The 22,134-nt window shown below is 38.4% G+C and carries 20 protein-coding genes; 5 read left to right on the plus strand and 15 right to left on the minus strand.

Annotation, left to right across the window (positions count from 1 at the left end; all coding sequences use genetic code 11):
* Positions 1-400: 400 nt before the first annotated feature.
* Positions 401-1,108 carry a flavodoxin gene (locus CO692_RS16370; protein WP_096742731.1) on the minus strand — a complete coding sequence of 236 codons (708 nt, stop codon included), beginning with the start codon at positions 1,106-1,108 and terminating at the stop codon, positions 401-403.
* A gap of 345 nt (positions 1,109-1,453) precedes the next feature.
* Between CO692_RS16370 and CO692_RS16375 the strand changes: the two genes are divergently transcribed.
* Entirely contained in the window at positions 1,454-1,966 is a 513-nt protein-coding gene (locus CO692_RS16375) for a GNAT family N-acetyltransferase (protein WP_096742732.1), read from the plus strand.
* 78 nt (positions 1,967-2,044) lie between these two features.
* Here CO692_RS16375 and CO692_RS16380 read toward each other — a convergent pair whose 3' ends face one another.
* The 11 genes from CO692_RS16380 to lepA form a co-directional block, all read right to left on the minus strand.
* Positions 2,045-4,093: a glycosyl hydrolase 115 family protein gene (locus CO692_RS16380; protein WP_192940736.1), complete on the minus strand. Its 2,049-nt coding sequence runs from the start codon at positions 4,091-4,093 to the stop codon at positions 2,045-2,047.
* A 496-nt stretch (positions 4,094-4,589) separates the two neighbouring features.
* Entirely contained in the window at positions 4,590-4,841 is a 252-nt protein-coding gene (locus tag CO692_RS16385) for a hypothetical protein (protein ID WP_096742733.1), read from the minus strand.
* 273 nt (positions 4,842-5,114) lie between these two features.
* Positions 5,115-6,065, minus strand: coding sequence for a zinc-binding dehydrogenase (locus CO692_RS16390; protein WP_096742734.1), 951 nt, complete (start codon positions 6,063-6,065; stop codon positions 5,115-5,117).
* A gap of 416 nt (positions 6,066-6,481) precedes the next feature.
* Positions 6,482-7,048 (minus strand): M23 family metallopeptidase, encoded by a 567-nt coding sequence (locus CO692_RS16395; RefSeq protein ID WP_312778827.1) that lies wholly within the window; start codon positions 7,046-7,048, stop codon positions 6,482-6,484.
* A gap of 239 nt (positions 7,049-7,287) precedes the next feature.
* Positions 7,288-7,710 (minus strand): GFA family protein, encoded by a 423-nt coding sequence (locus CO692_RS16400; RefSeq protein ID WP_186366393.1) that lies wholly within the window; start codon positions 7,708-7,710, stop codon positions 7,288-7,290.
* Positions 7,711-7,748: 38 nt separating this feature from the next.
* Entirely contained in the window at positions 7,749-8,504 is a 756-nt protein-coding gene (locus tag CO692_RS16405) for a MerR family transcriptional regulator (RefSeq protein WP_096742736.1), read from the minus strand.
* Positions 8,491-10,506, minus strand: a complete 2,016-nt coding sequence (locus tag CO692_RS16410; protein ID WP_096742737.1) for a HelD family protein — start codon at positions 10,504-10,506, stop codon at positions 8,491-8,493. Before CO692_RS16410 ends, CO692_RS16405 begins: the two co-directional genes overlap by 14 nt.
* Positions 10,507-10,638: 132 nt before the next feature.
* Positions 10,639-11,286 (minus strand): GNAT family N-acetyltransferase, encoded by a 648-nt coding sequence (locus CO692_RS16415; protein WP_096742738.1) that lies wholly within the window; start codon positions 11,284-11,286, stop codon positions 10,639-10,641.
* A gap of 779 nt (positions 11,287-12,065) precedes the next feature.
* Positions 12,066-12,782 (minus strand): ABC transporter permease, encoded by a 717-nt coding sequence (locus tag CO692_RS16420; RefSeq protein ID WP_096742739.1) that lies wholly within the window; start codon positions 12,780-12,782, stop codon positions 12,066-12,068.
* A 1-nt stretch (position 12,783) separates the two neighbouring features.
* A complete protein-coding gene (locus CO692_RS16425) occupies positions 12,784-13,512 on the minus strand; it encodes an ABC transporter ATP-binding protein (protein ID WP_096742740.1) in 729 nt (242 codons plus the stop codon).
* Between the two features lie 360 nt (positions 13,513-13,872).
* Positions 13,873-15,708 carry a translation elongation factor 4 gene (lepA, locus tag CO692_RS16430; RefSeq protein ID WP_074535928.1) on the minus strand — a complete coding sequence of 612 codons (1,836 nt, stop codon included), beginning with the start codon at positions 15,706-15,708 and terminating at the stop codon, positions 13,873-13,875.
* A 145-nt stretch (positions 15,709-15,853) separates the two neighbouring features.
* Here lepA and eis point away from each other — a divergent pair, with 145 nt between their 5' ends.
* The 4 genes from eis (at position 15,854) to CO692_RS16450 (ending at position 18,733) form a co-directional block, all read left to right on the plus strand.
* A complete protein-coding gene (eis, locus tag CO692_RS16435) occupies positions 15,854-17,068 on the plus strand; it encodes an enhanced intracellular survival protein Eis (RefSeq protein WP_008380051.1) in 1,215 nt (404 codons plus the stop codon).
* A gap of 51 nt (positions 17,069-17,119) precedes the next feature.
* The gene (locus CO692_RS16440) at positions 17,120-17,605 is read left to right on the plus strand and encodes a nucleoside 2-deoxyribosyltransferase (RefSeq protein WP_096742741.1); all 486 of its coding nucleotides are present in this window, start codon (positions 17,120-17,122) and stop codon (positions 17,603-17,605) included.
* Positions 17,606-18,271 carry a hypothetical protein gene (locus CO692_RS16445; protein ID WP_086292337.1) on the plus strand — a complete coding sequence of 222 codons (666 nt, stop codon included), beginning with the start codon at positions 17,606-17,608 and terminating at the stop codon, positions 18,269-18,271. It abuts the gene before it with no gap.
* Positions 18,272-18,547: 276 nt separating this feature from the next.
* Entirely contained in the window at positions 18,548-18,733 is a 186-nt protein-coding gene (locus CO692_RS16450; protein ID WP_005226019.1) for a hypothetical protein, read from the plus strand.
* Positions 18,734-18,791: 58 nt separating this feature from the next.
* Here the strand turns inward: CO692_RS16450 and lepB are convergent, their stop codons facing one another.
* From lepB to CO692_RS16465, 3 genes are all read right to left on the minus strand, one after another.
* The gene (lepB, locus tag CO692_RS16455) at positions 18,792-19,361 is read right to left on the minus strand and encodes a signal peptidase I (protein WP_096742742.1); all 570 of its coding nucleotides are present in this window, start codon (positions 19,359-19,361) and stop codon (positions 18,792-18,794) included.
* 167 nt (positions 19,362-19,528) lie between these two features.
* The gene (locus CO692_RS16460; protein WP_096742743.1) at positions 19,529-20,482 is read right to left on the minus strand and encodes an ABC transporter ATP-binding protein; all 954 of its coding nucleotides are present in this window, start codon (positions 20,480-20,482) and stop codon (positions 19,529-19,531) included.
* Positions 20,479-22,020, minus strand: coding sequence for an ABC transporter permease/substrate-binding protein (locus tag CO692_RS16465; protein WP_096742744.1), 1,542 nt, complete (start codon positions 22,018-22,020; stop codon positions 20,479-20,481). The genes CO692_RS16460 and CO692_RS16465 overlap by 4 nt, the downstream gene beginning before the upstream one ends.
* Positions 22,021-22,134 lie beyond the last annotated feature (114 nt).

Genomic DNA, 22,134 nt, shown 5'->3' on the forward strand with positions numbered 1-22,134 from the left:
TTTTGCAACATTTTAACTCTTAGCAATGAAAAGAATCATCCTTCTTTTTGGTCTATTCATTTCTAATAATAACAAATAATCGCTATTCCAGCGAATCATACTAAAAAAAAGAAGAAGACTGTAGAATTTTAAGAGGAGCGTTTTATGGAATGACATGAGAAATTGTTCGCACAAACGAACAGGTTTATCAGCTATATACTTTTGCGACACTTGGTATAGGTTATATGAGTATCTTGGTATGATTCTTCTTACAATGACTTGAAGGAATACTATTTTCTCGTTCTCATAGGATTCATGAGTCAAACACACTTGTTTACCATAATAACATTATGTTTCTTTTGGTTTTAAAACATAATGGACTATTAGCCGGTCAAGAAATATCTATTAAACCGTAATGTTCCTAGTACCCAAGTTCATCGAGCCAATTCAACAGATTGGGTTCAGCGTCTTCAACACTTCCCGCTCTTGCTGCAAAGCCTTCAAGAAAGTCATACGCTGGATACAACGTTTGAAGTTCATTTTGACTATTGGTCAGTCCACTTCCCCCATGGGTTGCAAAAGGAATAATTTGTTTATCCGTAAGATCATAGGCTTCAAGAAATGTTAACACGGCTCTTGGGGCACGGTTCCACCAAACGGGAAAGCCGATAAAGAGAACATCCACTTCAGTCATTTGGGCAACGTCAGTCATCAATGTTGGTCGGGCATCTTCTTCCACCTCTCTAGTGGCAAAAGCTGTATGTTCATCGTAAACGTTAGGGTAACCTACTTCTGTTTGAATCGAAAATAACTCACCTCCTGTTTGTTCAGCGATCATCTCTACTATGACTTGGACATCTCCTACTAAAGTGTTATCGATCACATTAAAACTACTTCCAGAAACTGCTTCGACTGTGGGCTCTTGCTCCAAGTTTTCAGGTCGTGTAAAGTAGGCAATTAAAATGTCATCCGCGCTATCAATCAAAGAGATTTCTCCATTTTCTTGTGCTACTAAGTCACGATCGCTTGTTTCCCCTGGATTAGTACCTAGTTCTTCATTCGTTGGATCACTGCTGCATCCTGCAAGAAAAATCATAGCCAGATAAAAACCTTTTGTCCATTTTCTCATCGTATTGCTCCTTTCATCTTCCTTAAGTAAAGGTAGTTTCAGTATATTTCTTGAAGTGGACTTTAAGGCAAGGCATTCAGATAAATCTTGTCTTAATTTTTCACTTTTCTCACAACTCCCTCACAAAAAGTCATTCATGCAAAAGCACTTATAAAGCCGTAAACAGTATTTTATTTAACGACTTTTCCATGTATCTTTCGGTTTTTCTCAAATATTTGGTAAAAAAGTCAACGCATTTATGTTAAAAAACGTTAGAAAAGCAAAAATAAAATAGAAGCGCGTAAGACGTATTTTAAAAGGATTATTATATGATAAACTATTCCTAAATAGGATAGGAGTGATTGAATGAACGTTTTCTTTAGACCACCAAAAGAAGATGATATTGATCAAATCATGCAGATCGAAAATGCAGGATTTACAGCGGATGAAGCAGCATCTAGACTAGCGATGATGGATCGAATACATACAATTAATGACTGTTTTATTGTGGCAGTAAATGAAAAGGATTGTCCGATCGGCTACGTTGTAGGGCCCATTATTTCTAAACGTTATCTCTCTGACGATCTCTTTGAAAGTACTTGTCCTAATCAACTTTTTGGTGGCTACCAAAGTATTCTTAGCTTGGCTGTCGCTCCTGATTATAAAAACTGCCAGATTGGTAGTAAACTACTGTCAGCCCTTGAACAACAATGTCGTCTTCAAAATAGAAAAGGAATCACATTAACTTGTTTAGAATCATTGATTCCATATTACGAAAAGCACGGCTATCAACTAGAAGGACTGTCAGAATCACAACATGCAGGTGTTGCTTGGTATAATATGGTGCTAGAGTTGGACGATACACCTAATGTATTCTAATAAAATTTGTATACTAGATAAAACACCCTTCAAAAGCTAGGATAAATCTCTTGCTTTTGAAAGGTGTTTCATCTCGAATTAATATTTTTTAAGTTCTTCACTTAAACCTACTCTGATTTTTCTTGCTAACTTTTCATCCGTCAACGCTTTTTTAGTATTTGAAAGCAACATAACTCTTGATTCAGTGGAGTCCATAATGTATTTTCTCTCCCACTGGTCTTGATCAGGACCATCGCCAATGATGCGAATGTAAGACAACAGACTTTTGATCATCTCTTTTGTCAATGTTAGGTTGGTATAGCCATCATTTTCATAAAAATCATACCATGTATCACTAGGATTTTCCTTCAATATTTGAATTAGTTGGTGGATTTCTTCTAACGCATCGAAAACTTTTACAAATACAATGACCATTTCTTCCTGATCAATCATCTGATAAGCGTCTAACAAATGGAGCAGTGTTTTTAACGTTTTGCATTGAACGGCTACTGAGAGGTAAATATCATTAAAAAAGCGAGCATTTTGTGCATGTTTATCCTGAAGGGATAATGTAATCTGCTGGCATCTCAGCAATAGATTCTCCCAGGCTATTATCTTTTCTCCTACCATAGAGAAAATTTCTGTGACTTGCTCCTTGATTTTCCGATCACCCGTCAACCATTCTAACCTCGGAATTTTTGTTTCTTGCTTGAGCCAGGATTGAATAATTTTTCGAATCAAATAACAGGCAAACTCATCACCAGCGGTTTGATCCTCATGTGTTCCATAGCGGATAACCGCTTCAAAGTAATCTTCATAGACAGCTTGGATCTCTTCTTGCTGATTTTGATAGTATTGTGTTACATGCTCTGAAATTATCTCTTGATTGGTTCGTAACTGATAATCTGCTCGCCAGAAATTCGCTATTTCTTGTAAGAACAAAATATGCGGTTTTATGTTGCCTGTATTAACTAAGACAAACTTATCCATCTTGACTTCTCTAACCGCCATTAACTCTCTAGAAACAAATTCTGGGCTATTAGGCAAGATCGTCAAGAAATTAGATGCTTGTAAATCATGAAAGGCAACGTGATAATAGATTCCTCTTGAATGATTTGGTTTTGGTGTGTTTGTTAACACCTCATCTCGTGGATCGTGATTCTCTTGTCTACGAGAAACCATTTTACCATAACCATTATCCGCCCAAATCTCAATCACATCATCTGGAAGCTCAAGTAAGCCAAGATTAAATAATTCCGTCATCTCACCATAAATGTTCATTGAACATACTGCATGAGGATCGACTTCTTTAACCATATGATATTGCAGATGGACGATTTCGTTGATCACTGCTGCTTTTTCCGCTGCTGACCACTGTCGATCAAGATCTTCTGCCCAAAAAGGACAATCCCCTTGTCCGCGAAAACCAAGTGTGTAGATAACCTTGGTACCTTTTTGCTCGTGTAAGGCTTTTTTCCATAATTCCTGAAACAACTCAAAATGTTCCTCGTATGAAGCCTTCAAACCAGGATACCTTCTAGCAAACATCTCAGCGCCTAGTGGCTCGGCATGATGATGTGTATAGATCAACCCCATCGCTTGTGCACTTTGTCGATATCTATGACTGTTCTTATCTGTTCCCGGGATGATAACATTTCCACCTAAACGTAACAAAGTTTCATAAATACGTTCCCAGACATATTCATTTGAACCATTATCTTCCCATTGATCCAGCAGCAACTCATCATTGACGAACCAGCCCCGATAGTCCGTTGTAAAATCAGGTAATTTTAAGCCAAAATCTGTCCATTCAATAAATGGCTTTTTTATTGGGGGAATATCCATGAAATACCAAAAGGGCTGAACATCTAAAATTTTATGAGAGATTTCAAGAATCCCATACATTAATCCTAACGGTGTTTCAGCACACACTTTTACTTTATCTGGCGATACGAAAAGTATATGAAAAGCATCCGTTTTATTTTTTTCATCAAGTAAAACCAATTCAATTTCATTTGTTTTCCTCGTGTCTGTCACAACGGTTAAAATATCACGCTGTAATATCTCGCAAGCATGTCCAATCACTTCATTTTCCATCTGTTTTGATGTGACAGAAGTATTTTTCGAAATGAAAAATGTTGTTTCCATGTAATCACCCGTTTCATCTATATAGTTTATTATTTTATCTTCAATAAAGAACTTTCTACTATGTTGTAATAGACAATCGAATTGCTTATCAGCCATAAACCTCCCGTCACTATTTTCTGCAAAGATGTTTTTCAGATGGTCTAAACGTTTTGTTAACTGTTTACTATGATACCGCTCATAAATTTAGAATAAGCGAAAAGCTTGTCTAAAAAAATAGAGAAAGTCGATGAAAAAAACGAAAAAACAGACTTTCTTTGTTTTTGGATTTTCCCCGTCCCCCTTTAACTAATGTTTTATCTTGTCGTTGTAGAGCATGATTTTTCATGCCTATTCACCTTGGCGTGGTTAATCATATGTACAGCAAACAAGCCCACACTCATAAGAGCATGGGCTTAGTGAGATCATTGTCAATTCTAAATCTTCAATTGAAATCAAGCTTTTATCATTTCAGATTTCAATTACTGAATAATGGTGACAATTTCTTATTTTTGTTCAATTACATATACTTCTCAACTTCATCAATTTCTTTTTGTAGTGCTTGTTCATCGTACTTTTCATACTTACCGGCTTCGTGTGCGATCTTTTTGATTTCATGAATCGCTTTTTTCTCAACGATCCATTTCTTCATACTATGTTTTTTTGCGTCTGCATCTAGTGTGTCTAATTCAGCTAAATTCTCATCTAACTTATCAAGAACCTCTGCAATCTTTACCAATGCTTTTGCTTCCTTTTCTTCATAGTTTGTCATAGATATCACTCCTTAAGTATTTGATATATTTATCTTACTGCTGTAATTAAATATTTTCAAATTAAATGTACTGTTTATCACAAAGTTTTATCTTATTCTCACTGACGAAATAGAAAACATTAGATTCTTGCAATATTCTATTCATTTTACATTTATTTTTATCCTTAAAGATTTATCATAAGAGAAGTATCGATTATATAAAAAGATGATTTAGTGAATTAGCAAACATTCGGTGTATCTTTTATGATAAAGTCATTTAGCTTTTTTACTTTCTTATGGTTGCAGCAAAATTTTCCCGACACTTTTTCCAGATTCTAAATAATCATGGGCAGCTTTTCCGTCAGCTAATGAAAAAATGGTTGGTTGACTGATTTTAATTTGATTCTTGCTAAAGTAAGTAAATAGTCGGGTGCTTCTTCTCTCCCGCTCTTGAAAACTTGTTAAGTAATCCCAGAGATCCCCGGTCAAAATACTTTTTGATTTTGATAACAAGGGAATAAAGTCGATCGCTGGCGGATTTCCGCCTGCCATGCCAAAAAAGATAACCTTCCCTCTATTTTTGAGCAAGTCGACACTTTCGGCTAATGTATGTCCAATGCCATCATAAACGGTATCAAAGAAAGAAGTATAGGTTTCTTGCCATTCTGTGTTTCTTAAAAAGACTTGTTTTGCTCCTTGGTCTAAAGCCAGTTGTCGCTTTTCTTCCGAAGAAGTGACGCCGAAGACTTCTAGGCCATCTGCGGTTAAGAGTTGCGATAAAATTTGTCCGACGCCACCACTTATCCCATGGACGAAGACCTTACTATTATTCACATTATTGCCAAGATCATGAGCTAAAAAATCAGCTGTCAACCCTTGCAGGCCAATACTGGCTGCTAATTCAGGTGGTATACTAGATGGAATACGGATGGCATTTTCCTCAGGAACAGCCACCAATTCTGCATTAGCAAAAGGAACATCCACAAAAAGAATCGTTTCCCCTAGCTGAAACTTAGAGACTGATCTTCCTTTTTGAATAATCTTCCCTACACCTTCATAGCCATTAATTAGAGGGTTTCGGGATTCAATATGATAGCTGCCCTTTCTTCGATAAATATCTGCATAATTCAAACCAATATACATCATTTCTATCAATAGCTCATTTTCTTGAATGACGGGATCAGGCAAATCCCCATATGTTAAAACAGTTGAATCACCGAATTCATTAAAATACAACGCCTTCATGCGCAAATCCTCTCCTATCTTCAGTCTATCGAAATCGTCCTGTTCTGTCTAAAATCAGAAATCTATCAATCGCCAAGCTTTCATAGAACGGAACGGTATAACAATCAACCGTTTGAAGTTTCATTATCCATCTTAAAACGGTTATGAATGGATCCTGCATATTAATTGATTTATTAAATAGTCAATCTAAGAGATGTCTAGCTATATTACTATACTCTTAAACGAAGTAAAGACTAGAGTAGTAATCATTGATTATTAAAAAAACGTTTATGTTATGAGGAAATCATTTTTTATAAAAGCGAATTCGATCTGTATGTGCTGGTATCTGATTATAAACTGATTCCCAAACACCCTTTCGATAGACTTCATATTCTTCAAATAAAAAGGGCAAACCATTCGACTGAGCAATATCCGCGCTATCCATCAATTGAAAATGTAAATGGGGGGGACGTAGAGTTACCTGAATGTCCAACATTTCCTAGTTTCTCTCCTTTTTTGATTCGATCACCAACTACTCCTTTTATCGAATTCGTTTGTAAATGTGCAAATGCCATATAGATATTATTTTGGCATTTTAAAACCAGATAATTCCCGGCAATTTGACTGAAGTCGTCATTATACTCGTTAAATGAGTTAGCATTTTTTATAGCAATTGCCGAATCCACTATCCAATGCACAACAGCACGTTCTGGAATACCATCTCTAATCGTTACGATCTCACCATCACAAGGCGCAAAAATCGGTTTCCCCCAACCATAGCATTTATCTAACGGTACTCCAAAGAAAAAATACCTAGTAAAACTAGTATTGTAAAACGGCTTTCTTTCCTTTTCCCAATCAACTTGCACAAAATCAAATGCAAATCTTAATCCCATACGATTAGTACCGTGACTAGGGATTTTCTTTACTGGTGTAGTAGGTGCTTGCCATTCCCCTCTAAGTGGAAATTCTATAATAATCGATCGTTGCTGGTCTTTTATCACCACTGATTCCTCCTTTCAAAAAAGCCTCTTCAGTCTCTTTTTGAAAAATTATTTTTTTGAAGTCCACTTTTCTTTTGGTCAAATTTTCCCAACTTCGTAGAAAGAGTTTCTTGCTTCTTTTTTATTTCAGGAAAGAGTGAGCGATTGGAAACCTAAATGGGTTCTATTTCTTGCTAATTCAAATAAATATCTTTATTTTTTGCCGGTGTTTTTCATTAATCTATCAACATACTGATTATTCAATCAAAAAATTTTTCTTGTATCCCCAGCATAATTTCATCTTCTGTTTTTATATCGGTTTCGTTGGCGAAATCATAATAATGAGGCTTCTGATCGTAGTATATTTCTAATTTTAAGCAGGATTCACTTTCATCAGTAAACAAATCAATGGGAATGTCATAAGAATCTGTAGGAATAAGATAGTAAAATAGATTGGATCCACAATTTCTGCAGAATCCTCTCTCTGCCCAATCAGAGGATTTGTATCTTGTAACTGATTCCTCAGAAGTGATGGTGATGTCTTCACCGCTTCCTGCTGAAACAGAAAGAAACGGTCCGGACCCCCATTTTCGACACATGGAACAATGACAAGCACTAATCTCCGAATGAAAATCTTTGACAATGATAGAAACTTTTCCGCATAAGCAAGTGGCTTTTTTCAATGAAATTCCTCCTTTTAAACAGATTTCCTTTGTCATTTTTAAACAAATCGTTTTGCAGCAACTTTTTTCAAATTATTGATACATTTGGCTAGTTCGGCTGTATTCATTTTAGCCTTCTCTAAAGAGAGGATCAGCATATCACAGACAGAAATGATATCCTCTGACGGTTCAGGATTATTCAAAATAGCTCTTACATCATGTTCTTCTTGATGATCGATCGAATGAAGTAAGCGTAAAATGGCTTCTAATGAATATTTTGCTGAGCGTAATATACGAATGATTTTTAATCGCTTTAGATCGTCTGCTGCATAAATGCGATACCCATTTTCACTTCGCTTTAGCAATAACAAGCCGTTCAGCTCCCAGTTTCTTAATGCATCAGTTGTTACGCCTAAGTATTTAGCTGCTTCACTCCGCTTTAAAGAAATGTCTTCCTCTTCAGTCGTTCCTTTGATCATATCTTCAACGATATGAATCGCTTCATTCGCCTCATCGATTTCTTGATCAATAGCCAGTACATAATCATGGAGCAATGCTGTGGCTGAAGCAAATTCATATTTTGCCAAGGCTTTGATCAGCTCTCTCATCATTGCTCTTAAACCAGATTGGAGCACCTCGACCTGAAAAGCAACTTTTGCTGTTCTTATCAATTCAACATGATATTCATTGTAAATTCTATAGCCATTTTTCGCTCTTTGAGGCTTTGGAATCAGTTCCCATTCCTCATAGCGTCGAATCGTGTTAGGATGAAAACCTACTAGTTTTGCTACCTCAGACGTTTTATATGTTTCCATCCGTTTCTCCCCCCTCGTTCAAAATAAAAAGCGTTAATTCATGAAGTGCTCTGGAACAGCTTGTATACAAAAGATTGCTTTTTGATGATAATTGTTCCTCCCTAATATCAGTCAGGATAACTTGGTCGAACTCCAAGCCTTTAGCATATTGTGGCGTCGTGACAATGATTCCTTCCGTCATGGCTGTAGACTGCTTCCCAAAACGAGTGACCTCATAAGAAGATAGGCTTTTTTCGATTTTAGCAACTTCATCCCAAGTTTGGCAAATGATGCCGCAGGTTTTATGAGCTGACGATTCAAATCTTTCTATTATTTTTGTCAGCTTTTCTTGTTTTTCCTGTTGGTGATCAATATAGTTCAACTCAACTTCTTTATTATGACGTTCAATCGGAGTAAGTGCATTATTTGCCGTAAATTGTTTAGCAAATTTAATTATTTCATAGCTGGACCGATAACTGGTATTGAATGTGACTACACGGTTGTTTGAAACAACGGTTTGTAGTCGCTCCAAAAAATTCATTTCCGATGTCAGTAAATCTTGATTGACATCTCCACAAATTGTTTTTTGGCAAGGAAACAAACGATCCAACACATAAAAGTGCAACAGCGAATAATCCTGCATTTCGTCAATAACAATATGTTTGATTTGTCGGTTGGGAAGGATTCCCTCAATGTTCATTTTGAAATAGAGATATGGAAATAGATCTGCATAATCAATCTTATTTTTGTTTTGATTAAAAGGAATCTTTTCTGACGTCAAGAAGTTCACGTACTCATTCAAGCTAGTTGTTATTTGCAACCTGCTTAGCAACTCTTTTTCTATTGCTTTGCTTATATGATCTTGGTCATTCTCAGGCACGATCTTACTTAATTGCCGTGCTAATTGCTTAGTTCTAACGAATAATGCACTTTCCGAAAGAGTATTATTTACTTTTTCCAATTCTTTTTTTGAAAATGTGTATTGATGATCAACGATAATATCTTCGGAAAATAATCTATTATTGAGCTGTTGGATATGGTTTTTCAAAGACAAAAAGAATTTCTCAGATCTTTTATATAAAAAGGTTTTTGCCTCTTTTGACATTGACTTTTCTATCATTTGATCTATTTCATCCTGTTTATCAGTTACTTTTAACTCTTCTTCGATCATTGGTTGGACAAGCTGGGTGATTTCAAGCTGATTTAGCTCGTCTTCTCCTAATTCAGGCAAAACAGTTGAAATGTAACTGGAGAATACATCATTAGGTGATAGAATCAAAACATCTGAGGCCTGTAGTTCTTCTCTTTTTTGATAGAGTAAATAAGCAATTCGATGGAGTGCGATAGATGTTTTTCCGGAACCAGCAACACCTTGGATAATCAAGTTCTTGGCTTTTACATCTCTGATTACTTCGTTTTGTTCTTTTTGAATCGTGTGGATAATGGTCTTCATTTCACTTGAAGTGTTTTTACTCAGCTCATTCATCAAGAATTCATCGTTTACTGTGTCATCTGTGTCGACAACAACTCTAAGCGCTCCATTTTCAATTTCAAACTGTCGCTTTCCTTTTAAGTATCCATGAAATCTCTTCCCTAATGACTCATAGTAGGCAGAACCTAAACTAAAATCATAGTATAATGAGGAAATCGGTGCCCGCCAGTCATAGATCAGCTGCTGTCCAAATTCATCCGCAAACCCGTACCTACCAATGTAAAAATTTTCTACATCTTCGTCACCCTCAAACTGAAACTTAATTTTTGAAAAGTAAGGTGCTCCTTTTAAATACGCTAACTTTTTACTAATATTCGTTTCAAAGTTATTACGCTTATCAATAAAACTTAAGTTTTGCTGGTGATTGTAAACTTCATATTTGTCTAATTCATTTTTATAGTCAACTGTATATTTTTTGATATCTTTATAAGCTTGTTCATTAGCATTGACAGTTCCATCAATTTGTTTAATTTTTTTCTCAATTTTTGTTATAACTTCTTTTAAATGCTCATTTTCTTTCGTATTTAACATGATAAATTCCCCTTTCTCAATGATCTTATCAAGAAAGGGTACATTGGTGGTTTAGTGTAGGGTTTGGAAATTTTAAAATAGATTGATTGTTCTTTGTCTAATTTTCTTTTAAAGTGATTCTCTCATTTTCAATCAGTAATCATACGTATCAATTTCACTGACAGCTTTTTCAAAGTCTGATTGATGCGGTAGAACTTTTTTTTCTTTTGGTGGGAATGTTTTGTCAAAATCATTTAAGATGGATTCATCTGGATACATCGCTTCTGAAAAATGAACACTGCCGCTTATGCCATCTAATGCACCTTCAAATAGAGGCAATGCCATTACGCCAGTATAAAATTTACCATCAGGCATTGATATATTATATTTCTTTGTTCCTACAAATCCATATGGATGGTAATGATACGTAAAGCCGCCAAGAATAATGGCATTAAAGCCTAGTCTTTTCGCTTCAGCAAGTGAGTGCTCAATCAGCATGCGACCATACCCTTGCCGATGATACTCTGGCGAAATGCTTACTGGTCCGAAGGTTATAATTGGATGTACTCCGCCATCCTTATCGATCACTTTCGCTTTTGTATAAAAAATGCTGCCGATGATCTCATTGTCTAATGCAATAACGAAGGACAACTCGGGGATAAAGTCAGGATGTTTTCTAATGTTGTGAACAAGTAAATGTTCGACTGCTCCTGGGAAATATAAATTCCAAAATGCTTCTCGTGTGATTTCTTCCACTATTCTATAGTCTTTTTCTTCTTCATGTCTAATTGTAATAGTCATAATTTCCTCCAAAAGTATTTCTTTTCTTTTTTTACAAAAGATAACTGACTTAATTGTCTAATCCTCGAAATAGTAGGAGATGGCCTAGACTATAGTCAAAGATCTTTATTTCGTTTCTATACTATCATCGTTGAACTAAAATGCCACATGATAGCTCGTTTAAATACTAACCATATGAAATACATCATCTAGTTCTATTTAGGACGAACAAAACTGGTATGTCCATCTTGAACTCCTTTTTTATCGTCGTTTTTATTCTAACTGAAAGAATATCTCTAGCTCATTCTCATGGAAAAAGACATTCCCAATGATGAGATGTGTAGAGAATGGTGAAACTTTCAGTACTCTTAAACGTGGAATTTACTTAAATAGGGTTATCCAGCTATTACCTCTTATTTAGGCAATGGGTCTTTATGACTAGCAATTCCAAATCAATTATTTTTGATTTGGAATTGCTAATAAGAAGTAAAACTAAATGATTACTATTGAGTAATTATAGGTGCACATTTACTGTCTTTTTAAATTCAACCTTGTCTACAGTCTTAGACGATAGGTTTCACCAATCGTCAAAACTATAAAAATTTGATAATTCTGCAAATACTTTTTCTATTAGCATAAAAATAGACCTTACTTTATTCGTTTTTCAACTTATTGTTCAGATACTTATGATACTCATCGGACAGACTCCATTCAATTTTTAGTAGAACAAATCATGCTTTCGCACAAAGTTTATCTAAACTATTTTTCACATATAAACAACTGGCTATAACCGATTATCCTTATTCCCATCTAAAATAGCGCACCGCAATAAAAATCCCAATAATAGAAATAGCTGTTAACAATAAAACCATATAAAGCAGCCCATTTTCTTCTGGAAACGTAACCGTCTTTAATAACTTGATGCCTTGCGTCAAAGGCATAATATCCGCTACTTTCTGCAATCCCTGCGGCATGATTTCATAAGGAACTGTCGCTCCTGATAAAAAAAACATTGGAAAGAAAATTGCTGAATTTATCGCCCCGGTTGCTTTCTCACTAGGCGATAAGCTGGCAACGATCAAACCTATGGCATGAATGGAAATCATCACTAACAGATACGCTGGTATAAAGTACAGCCAGTTGCCAACGTAAGAAAATTGAAAGAAAACAACTAGCACGCCTAATAGTAACAACATCGACACGATGCTGATCGTAAAGCAAAAAAGTAAATGAGCCAAAAGTAATTGGATCGGACTAATTGGTGTCACCTGATATCTTTTCAAGATTTTTCGCTCACGGTAGGAAGATAATGCAAGAGGAAGCCCCATCACACCTGCTGAACAAATCCCTACAGTCGAAACTGCCACAAAAGCTGTATTCAGCGAGTCATTACTAGAATCCATAACCCCCATAAGACAAACAATCCCAAGGGGAACAAAAATGCCAAATATAATGGAAGACATTTCTCTTATCGACAGATTTGCTTCTGATTTATAAAGTAACCAAAATGTCTTCATCTTAATACTCCTCCCCAATAAGTGTTAGAAAGGCTTCTTCAAGTGTGTCTCTTTTGCTTTTCAATACTATTTCTGCGACTGTACCGCTTGCCACTTCTTTGCCCTCTTTTAGGACTAAAATTCGATCACATAAAGTTTCTACTTCGTCCATATAGTGTGAAGTCAGGAAAATGGTCACACCTTTTTCTTTAAGCATCAGCAAGTATCGCCAAACTTCTCTCCTTGCTTTAGGATCCGGACCCGTTGTCAGCTCGTCTAAAAAGATGATCTCCGGATTCCCCATAATCGCTAATAGGATACATAGCTTCTGTTTTTCTCCGCCGGATAATGTAGCTAAAAACGAATTTTTTTTTGCTGAAAGACCAAATTCATCCAACGTCCTCATCCAATCAATCGGTTTTTCGTACAAGGAATGAGTAATTTCACAGATTTCTTTGACCTTCAACTGATTTTGAAAAGCTGCTTCTTGAAACTGAACCCCTACATATTGAAAGAGCTTTTTTCGCTCTTTTCTTGGATCTTTGCCTAACAAGGTGATATCTGCAGAATCATATTTTTGCGTACCTAAAAGGCAATCGATCGTCGTTGATTTGCCTGCTCCATTATGACCGAGCAAGCCAAATATCGTTCCTTTCTCTACGGCAAAACTCAAATTGTCTACTGCACGTTTGTCTCCATATGTTTTGACCAGATCTTTCACTTCTATTGCATTGGTGTTTTTATCGATCATTTTATCCCTCCAATCATTTTCTAGGTTCATTCTAGCCGAAAACGATTCGAAGGTGGTCTAGTGGAGGGTTCTCAATTAGGGGAAAATCCTATCTCGACTTCCAATAAATAATACGTAATAGCAATGCATCACTTAAATACTCGATTACATCCATCTGTTCTTGATCTTCCAAATAAAGAAAAACCAGTTAGGGACGCTGCCTAACTGGTTATAACTTTACTATCAGTTGTATCTTTCTATTCGATAACTTTCTGTTTAAGAACCGAATAAGAAGTTTTTCGTAAATGTTTGCAGACAATCCGAGTAGTGAAATAAGTAAAGTGAATACGACTTTTAAAACAGTGTTTTCTATCTAAAGCCTTATTTCTTCGGTTCATCCTCATCCATCTTCAGAACTGCCATGAAGGCTTCTTGCGGTACTTCGACGGAGCCGATTTGTTTCATCCGCTTCTTCCCTTCTTTTTGTTTCTCCAGAAGTTTGCGTTTCCGAGAAACGTCACCGCCATAACATTTCGCCAATACGTTCTTACGCAAGGCTTTGATATCGGAACGGGCAACGATTTTTTGTCCGATGGCTGCTTGGATCGGCACTTCGAACTGTTGTCGTGGAATCAGTTTTTTCAGTTTTTCAACGATGGCTTTGCCGCGTTCATAGGCAAAGTCGCGATGAACGATAAAGCTTAACGCATCGACTTTTTCAGTGTTCAGCAAGATGTCCATCTTCACTAGCTTGCTAGTGCGGTAACCAGACATTTCGTAATCGAGTGATGCATACCCTTTGGTGCTGGATTTCAATTTATCAAAGAAATCAAAGACGATTTCCGATAATGGGATCTCATAAACGACGTTTACTCGATAATCATCCAAGTAATCCATCGTGACAAAGTCTCCCCGTTTGCGTTGGGACAATTCCATTACAGCACCGACGTAATCGTTAGGGACCATGATTTGTGCTTTGACGTAAGGCTCTTGCACGTTGTCGATCGTGACTGGTTCAGGAAACTCTGCTGGATTATCAACGACGACCATTGAGCCATCAGTCTTGTTGACGTGATAGATTACGGATGGTGCAGTCGTAATCAACTCAAGGTTAAATTCACGTTCTAGCCGTTCTTGCACGACATCCATGTGTAATAGGCCTAAGAAGCCGCAACGGAACCCAAATCCTAATGCTTGAGAGGTTTCTGGTTCAAATTGCAATGCTGCATCATTCAATTGTAATTTTTCCAATGCTTCTCGAAGGTCGTTGTAACGTGAGGTATCGATTGGGTACAATCCGCAATAAACCATCGGATTCATTTGACGATAACCGGCTAAGGCTTCTTCTGCTGGATTGTTGGCTAAAGTCACCGTATCCCCGACTTGGGTATCTTTAACGGTCTTGATGGCAGCAGTGATATACCCAACATCGCCCACCATCAACGCATCTCGTTGAATGGCTTTGGGTGAAAAGACGCCGACTTCTGTGACATCAAAGGTCTTGCCATTACTCATCATTTTGATCTTGTCACCTGGTTTGACCATCCCGTCCATGATGCGGACGTTTAAGACCACCCCACGATAGGAATCGTACACGGAGTCAAAGATCAACGCTTTTAACGGTGCTTCAATATCACCTGCTGGAGCTGGGACATACTCAACGATTTGTTCCAAAATGTCTTCGATCCCAATACCTGCTTTGGCACTCGCTAAAACAGCTTCACTGGCATCGATACCGATCACATCTTCGATCTCTGTTCGTACTCGCTCAGGATCGGCAGCTGGCAAGTCTATTTTATTAATGACTGGTAGGATCTCTAAATCATTGTCTAACGCCAAGTAGACGTTTGCCAATGTCTGTGCTTCGATCCCTTGAGCCGCATCAACGACGAGCACGGCGCCTTCACAAGCGGCCAAACTGCGGGACACTTCATAGGTGAAATCGACGTGCCCTGGAGTGTCGATCAAATGGAAAATGTAGGTTTCTCCGTCTTTGGCGGTATAGTTAAGTTCCACGGCATTTAATTTGATCGTGATTCCTCGTTCACGTTCAAGATCCATGGAGTCTAATAATTGGTTTTGCATTTCCCGTGACGTCACTGTATGGGTTTGTTCCAAAATACGGTCCGCCAGTGTTGATTTCCCATGGTCGATATGGGCGATAATGGAGAAATTACGAATCTTCTCCTGTCGTTTTTTCATTTCTTCTATGTTCATGGATACGTTCCTCATTTCTTTTAGTCAGCTTTTCTATTATACCAACGAAACGCCAATAGTTAAAGTATTTTTCTTAACCGTTATTTAGACATATTCATTCAGGTTTTGCTATACTAGAGCTAGCAAATAAATTGGAGTTGAAAGAATGGACAATAATTTTCATCAAAATCTACATATTCGAGCGGTGGATGAAAAAGACGTTGATCAGTTCAATGAACTGTTAAGCTACGTTTTTCAGATCACTGAATCGGATATTGAAGAAAGCGGCTATGAGAGCAAACGGGAAATGATCAAATCTAAGCGCCCGATCTTAGAACTTTCCAAGGTCTTTGGTTGGTTCAATGAAGACAAATTGATCTCGCAAATCGCCGTTTATCCTTGTGAAGTCAATATACACGGTAAATTGATTAAAATGGGCGGAGTGACCGGTGTTGGGACCTACCCTGAATATGCCGGACATGGCCTGATGAAAGACTTGATTAAGCTTGCCTTAGAAACGATGCGGGAAGATCAGCAATGGATCTCCTACCTTTATCCATACAATGTGCCCTACTATCGTCGCAAAGGCTGGGAGATTATGTCCGACAAGCTGACTTTCAAAATTCGTGATACCCAACTTCCGAAAACCAAAGAAGTCCCTGGGATCGTAGAGCGCAAAGAAGTGGATGATCCTGATGTCTTTACTGTCTACAACCAATTCTCCCGCGACAACCATGGTGCCTTGCAGCGGACCTCTTTTCACTGGGAGGAGTATTGGCGCTATGAAAATGAAGAAGAGCGCACCGCGGCTGTCTATTACAATGCCAGCGGTCATCCGACTGGTGTACTTTTTTATTGGGTAGCCGAAGAAGTCTTCCACGTAAAGGAAATGTTCTACTTGAATCAAGAAGCCCGCAATGGTCTTTGGAATTTTATCTCTGCTCATTTCTCAATGGTTTATTGGGTCAAAGGAGACATTTATTCAAATGAACCTCTGTCCTTCTACTTGGATGATAGCCAAATCAAAGAAACCATCGAGCCTTATTACATGGCGCGGATCGTCGATGTAGAACAGTTTTTGAAAAACTTCCCATTTGAAGCCTTCCAAACACCTTTTCACTTTGTTGTATCCGACCCAGTTGCCGATTGGAACAACGGAATCTTTGGTGTCCAATACAATCACGGAGAGATCGTAGTTTCAAGAGAAGCTATCGGAAAAGCGGTCCAGCTGGATATTCAGACATTGTCGTGTCTGTTGATGAATTACCGCCGTCCGGCTTACTTAGAGCGTGTGGAACGGCTAAATACCGATTCAGAAACACTGGCATTACTGGAATCGATCATCCCTGATATGGAAGCCTATTTCAGCGATTATTTCTAAACAACAATTCAACAAAACGTACAACTATGAATGATTAAGGAGTGTTTTTGAATGAAACTATATTTTGCTGCTCCCCTGTTTGCTGCTAGTGACCTGCGCTACAACGCCGAACTTGTTGCGTCGATTCGCCAGCAGTATCCGCAGCTGGAGATTTATTTACCTCAAGAAAATGCCGCGATCAATGATAAATCCGCCTATGCGGATAGCAAAATGATCGCTTTGGCAGATACCGAAAAAGTACTGGAAAGTGATTTGATGATCGCATTACTGGATGGTTTGACCATCGATGCTGGGGTTGCCTCTGAGATCGGTGTCGCCTATGCAAAAGGCATTCCTGTTTTAGGGCTTTATACAGATAGTCGCCAACAAGGAGCCGACAATCAGCAAAAGCTGGCAGCATTACAAACCGTTGCGGAAAACCAATTCCACTATGTCAATCTTTATACGGTGGGTTTGATCAAACTAAATGGTGAGATTTATTCCTCTGAAGCAGCCCTTTTAGCTGGCTTAGCCGACTATTTTTCGGAGGACAACTAAATGGGACAAACTTATCAGCGACTGCAAAAGGTATTCACTATTTTTGGTATTCTCGTGTTTTGTTTTTCTTTGTGGGAATTTTTCCGTGGGGTCTATCCGCAAACACAAGGATTGATTTTCTTAGTTCAGGCATTGCTTGGGATTTTATTGATTTTCGTCCCAGAAATGAGTAAAAAGTTCTTAAAAATCCAGCTACCAAATGCCACCGTCTACTTTTATTGGTTTTTCTTGCTGATCTCTGTATTTATGGGAACAATTCTGCATTTGATTGAAACCATTGCTTTCTGGGATAAAATTCTACATGCGGTGAGTCCTATGGTCTTGACGGCTGTTGGCTATGGATTGATCTGTCTCTTACTAAAAGAAGTCCCCGTTTCAAAAGTTTCTCCATGGTTATTTTTATTAATGGGCTTTGCTTTTGCTGGCTTATGTGGTGTTTTCTGGGAGTTTTGGGAATTCATCTGCGATTCCGTTGGTGGAATGAATCTCCAACGTTATGCAACTTTAGATGGCACACCGTTTATCGGCCGTGAAGCACTGATGGATACGATGGGCGATTTACTGACCAACACGATTGGTGCTGCTCTAATGGGCGTGTTCGCTTACGTACAAGGACGAGGCAAACCTGATTACTTTGAAAGTTATCGGATTCGGAAATTATCATAGTCTACCTTTAAAAGCCGGTTGAAAAGCATCGTTTTTCAACCAGCTTTTTTCTGTTGTTCTTTTATTGATAAAGAAAATTTATAAAAATACTTAAATGGTAGCTCTTGTTTTTGCTGATTCACTGTATACCAGGGGTTCCTATCGTGTGTAGAAACTAATAAAACGTTTACAATCTAAAAAAAATTCCCTCGTTTAATCATTTTTATTTCCCCAAAAAACCTTGGTCTGTTATAATTACATTATTCATTTGACATTGCGTCAGTAAAGGAGAGGCTTATGGTCCTAACAGTGTTTTTTATTTTATGCTGCTTGATTTTTTCATCGATCACCTATGCGTTCTCTAAAGATGCCCGGAAATTTGTCCAACCTTTATCAATCAAAATTATTTTTATTGCATCAGCTATTATTGCGGTTTGGACAATGTTCTTCTCAATGGTTGCCTTTGTCGCTTGGGTGATCTAAAAAACATTCTTACCAGTTGCGGCGTTTTCGCTGCATTGGTAAGAATGTTTTTTTTTGGTTAGAAAAGTTTGATTTGATTCAATGGCCAAAAGCGCAGCAGCACTTTCCCTTCCATTTGATCTTCTGTTACAACCCCGAAACTGCGACTGTCCCGAGAGATCAAACGATTGTCTCCCATCACAAAATAGCTGCCTTCAGGAACCGTTACCGTGAAATCATCGGTAAAGTGTTCGGCACCAGCGGCGATTTGCTGAAACATTTCGCGATAAGAATATTCATCTTGTAATTGATCGTCCGCAAATTTTTCTTTAAAATCATCTAAATAGGGTTCTTCGTATACTTCTCCATTGATTGTTAAGACATCATCTTTCATTTCAATGGTATCACCGGGAAAACCAATCAGCCGCTTGACAGCGATTTTGCTTGGATCATCTGGTTCAACGCAGATCACGATGTCTTGCCGGTCATATGAAGAAATTTTTGATGCAATCAGCCGCTGTTTATCGGCCAAAGTCGGGTCCATAGAATGGCCACTGACTTGAACAGGCGTCAGGACAAACAGACGGATGAGAACCACGGCGACGATAAAGAAAAGCAGTAACCAATTTTCTTTTAGGATTTTTACCATAGCTGCTCTTTCGCTCCTTTACTGCATCTTTTGTCATTATCAAAGCTCGTTTCTGGCATTCTGACAAAAGATATCTTCCTCAATCTTACGTGGAATTTTTACATTGAGCAAGAGAAATCATCGATTTTAAAAAAATTATGATATTTTTAGTGGCTATAAAGAACCTTTTACGTTCGATCACGACTCAAGAAAGCAAACACATCTTTTCGACTTAGACTTCCTACCAGTTTCTGCTCTTCTTCAATCACTACCGTGTCATGAGTTGCAAATAAGGTATACAACTCATTTAAAGTAGTAGATGCAGCGATTTGAGGAGCCACTGGGTTGACTTCATCGCTGAAAAAGTTCATCCGCATCAAATCCCCTGCTGTGACCAGTTTTGCTTCGTCTTCACCGGTCTCTTCAAAAAAGCTTTTCACAAAAGCAGTTTTTGGTTGCGAGACAATCACTTCCGGTGTATCACATTGGACGATCTTCCCTTGATTCATGACAGCAATTCGCGTACCTAGTTTTACCGCTTCTTTCATGTTATGCGTGACAAAAATAATCGTCGTCCCAAGCTCTTGGTGCAAATCGAGGACTAGCTCCTGTAAGGAATTACGAGAAATTGGATCAAGGGCACTAAAGGGTTCGTCCATCAGAATAATTTCTGGGTTAGCAGCTAACGCTCTTAAAATCCCGATCCGTTGCTGTTCTCCTCCTGACAACTCTTTAGGCATTCGATGGCGGTATTGCTCTGGGTCAAGTTTGACCTGTGTCAGCAAACGATCCACGGCTTCTGAGCGATCTTTTTTTGACCACCCTAACATCTCTGGGATCACTTCGATATTTTGTTTGACATCCATCGTCGGAAACAGGGCGATTTGCTGGAGAACATACCCCATTTGCCAACGCATTTTTTGGATATTGTATTCTTTGATCCGTTTTTCTTTGAAGTAGATATCGCCATCCGTTGGTTCTGATAACGCGTTGATCATCTTCAAAGTCGTCGTTTTCCCACTCCCAGAAGGACCGACCAAAACAAAGATTTCCCCTTTATTGATGCTCAGATCTAATTGATCGATCACTAGTTTTTGATCAAACTTTTTACTGACGTTTTTAAATTCAATAATTGGTGTCATTCTTGTCCCTCCTTAATTAATCCTTCGTCTATCAGGAAGGTACGCGCGACTTCTGCTGGATTTTTTCCTTCGACATTGACCTGATAATTCATTTCACTCATTTGTTCTTCAGTGATTTTCCCTGCCAACTTTTCCAATGCACGGACGACTTCTGGATGTTCCTTAGCAAAGGCTTCTTTCATCAAAGGCGCTCCTTGATAAGGTGGAAATAGTTCCTGATCGTCTTCTAGAATAACTAAGCCATATTGACGCAATTCACTGTCCGTGGAATAGGCATCCAGTAGATTGATATCGCCATTATTGATGGCTTGGTAACGCAATGCTGGTTCCATACTTTGGACACTTGGAAAATCTAGCCCATAGCGTTCTTGGATCCCCGCATACCCGTCTGTCCGATCAATGAATTCGAGGGTGAAGCCAGCTTTGATTTGATTTTCGATTTTCTTCAAATCAGAGATCGTGGTTAGTCCATTTTCCTCAGCAAATTCTTTTTTCACAGCCAACGCATAGGTATTTTGATACGCCATCGGCTGAAGCAAGGTCATCTCAAACTGATCCTTCAATAGATTGACTGCTTCGGTATAGGTTTCGTCGGAGTCAAGTTTTTGACTCGCAAGCTCTTCTGGTACCTCAACTAAGCTCTCCAACACGGTACCGGTAAACTCCGGATAAATATCAACTTGGCCATTGTCTAATGCACTGAATAAGAATGAGGTCTTTCCGAAATTTGGCTCTAGTTCAACTTGGGCATCAGGGTCTTCTTGTTCAATCAATTCTTTGTACATGTTGATCAAGATATCAGGTTCGGACCCTAGTTTCCCTGCGATGGTGATGGTTTTCGGCGCGAAAAATCCGCTCTGTGAAAAAGAAACGCCGCCAATCAGCAAGATGATGGCTGCCAGCGTAATCAAGGTATAGCGCGGTTTCAGGTGTTGTAGATATCGGATCAACGTACTGAAAACAATAGCCAGTAAAGCAGACCCGATCGCACCGATCAGCGTTAATTCAGGGGCATTCCGATCGATCCCCAACAAAATAAAGGAACCTAGCCCACCAGCGCCAATCAGAGCGGCTAAAGTCGCTGTTCCGATGATCAAGACCAACGCCGTGCGAATCCCCGAAATTATGACAGGCAAGGCAATCGGCAACTCGACTTTGATCAATCGGCGCATCCGAGACATACCAAATGCCGCCGCAGCTTCTTCGATTGATGGATCGATCTCCGAAAGGCCAATATAGGTATTTTGAAAGATCGGCAATAACGCATAAATAACAAGTGCGATCAACGCAGGCGGTGTTCCGATCCCAACGAATGGAATCAATAAACCTAACAGTGCCAGTGATGGAATCGTTTGTAACACACTCGTTATTTGTAGGCCGACTTCCGCTGCCCGTTTATGATTAACCAGCCAAATGGCTAACGGGACAGCAATAACGATCGCTACCAGCAGCGCAATGATCGACAATGACAAATGCTCAAAGACAGCTGTCAGCAATTCCCCTTTTCGCTCATTCAACGTTTCAAAAAAAGTATTCATCTTTTCATTCCTCTCCTACTCCATAAGAACAGTATAATCGAAGTGCGAATTTCCTCCAAACAACAAGCAAGGGGAACTTTTTTATCTTATGTTGAGCGACAAAAAAACGATGGC

The organism is Enterococcus sp. FDAARGOS_375 (genome assembly GCF_002393265.1).
Classification (GTDB): Bacteria; Bacillota; Bacilli; order Lactobacillales; family Enterococcaceae; genus Enterococcus_D; species Enterococcus_D innesii.

Coding starts and splice junctions, on each gene's coding strand:
- CO692_RS16380 (WP_192940736.1), bottom strand. CDS start 4,093: ATGGAAACAACATTTTTCATTTCGAAAAATACTTCTGTCACATCAAAA.
- CO692_RS16415 (WP_096742738.1), bottom strand. CDS start 11,286: ATGACTATTACAATTAGACATGAAGAAGAAAAAGACTATAGAATAGTG.
- CO692_RS16440 (WP_096742741.1), top strand. CDS start 17,120: ATGAAACTATATTTTGCTGCTCCCCTGTTTGCTGCTAGTGACCTGCGC.
- CO692_RS16450 (WP_005226019.1), top strand. CDS start 18,548: ATGGTCCTAACAGTGTTTTTTATTTTATGCTGCTTGATTTTTTCATCG.
- CO692_RS16375 (WP_096742732.1), top strand. CDS start 1,454: ATGAACGTTTTCTTTAGACCACCAAAAGAAGATGATATTGATCAAATC.
- CO692_RS16420 (WP_096742739.1), bottom strand. CDS start 12,782: ATGAAGACATTTTGGTTACTTTATAAATCAGAAGCAAATCTGTCGATA.
- CO692_RS16425 (WP_096742740.1), bottom strand. CDS start 13,512: ATGATCGATAAAAACACCAATGCAATAGAAGTGAAAGATCTGGTCAAA.
- CO692_RS16410 (WP_096742737.1), bottom strand. CDS start 10,506: ATGTTAAATACGAAAGAAAATGAGCATTTAAAAGAAGTTATAACAAAA.
- lepB (WP_096742742.1), bottom strand. CDS start 19,361: ATGGTAAAAATCCTAAAAGAAAATTGGTTACTGCTTTTCTTTATCGTC.
- CO692_RS16385 (WP_096742733.1), bottom strand. CDS start 4,841: ATGACAAACTATGAAGAAAAGGAAGCAAAAGCATTGGTAAAGATTGCA.
- CO692_RS16405 (WP_096742736.1), bottom strand. CDS start 8,504: ATGGAAACATATAAAACGTCTGAGGTAGCAAAACTAGTAGGTTTTCAT.
- CO692_RS16460 (WP_096742743.1), bottom strand. CDS start 20,482: ATGACACCAATTATTGAATTTAAAAACGTCAGTAAAAAGTTTGATCAA.
- lepA (WP_074535928.1), bottom strand. CDS start 15,708: ATGAACATAGAAGAAATGAAAAAACGACAGGAGAAGATTCGTAATTTC.
- CO692_RS16465 (WP_096742744.1), bottom strand. CDS start 22,020: ATGAATACTTTTTTTGAAACGTTGAATGAGCGAAAAGGGGAATTGCTG.
- CO692_RS16370 (WP_096742731.1), bottom strand. CDS start 1,108: ATGAGAAAATGGACAAAAGGTTTTTATCTGGCTATGATTTTTCTTGCA.
- CO692_RS16390 (WP_096742734.1), bottom strand. CDS start 6,065: ATGAAGGCGTTGTATTTTAATGAATTCGGTGATTCAACTGTTTTAACA.
- CO692_RS16445 (WP_086292337.1), top strand. CDS start 17,606: ATGGGACAAACTTATCAGCGACTGCAAAAGGTATTCACTATTTTTGGT.
- eis (WP_008380051.1), top strand. CDS start 15,854: ATGGACAATAATTTTCATCAAAATCTACATATTCGAGCGGTGGATGAA.